Origin of the sequence: Rhizobium sp. RHZ01, assembly GCF_014851595.1 — a bacterium.
Taxonomy (GTDB): Bacteria; Pseudomonadota; Alphaproteobacteria; order Rhizobiales; family Rhizobiaceae; genus Rhizobium; species Rhizobium altiplani.
The window spans coordinates 1-298 of record NZ_JACUZZ010000133.1 but is presented as its reverse complement, the minus strand read 5'-3'; the positions used below and the strand labels follow the sequence as shown (position 1 = coordinate 298).

Annotated in this window: 1 protein-coding gene; it reads left to right on the top strand. The window is 66.1% G+C overall.

The window, feature by feature from the left end; translation table 11 throughout:
• On the top strand, positions 1-203 hold a 203-nt coding region (locus IB248_RS31450; RefSeq protein ID WP_210333104.1), incomplete at its 5' end, for a hypothetical protein.
• Between the last annotated feature and the right edge of the window lie 95 nt (positions 204-298).

Sequence of the window (298 nt, the reverse complement as noted above, 5' to 3'; positions counted from 1 at the left end):
CCAACGCCCAGCGCCCCAACCGTTCCAACGTCCAGCGCTCGCCCAACCGTTCCAACATTCAGCGCGGTGGGGGTGGACGGTCGCAGATGAGCCGTGGCGGTGGCGGACGGCAGCAGATGAGCCGCGGCGGCGGCGGTAGACAAATGCCTCGAGGCGGCGGCGGCCGCGGTGGCGGTGGCGGACGCGGTGGCGGCAGACGTTGAGCGACCTTTGGGGAGAAAAACGATGAACACGTTCTTCAAGTCTGCAGGCCTCTGGGCCGTTCTTGCAACAACGACCGTTCTTTGCGGAACTGTAC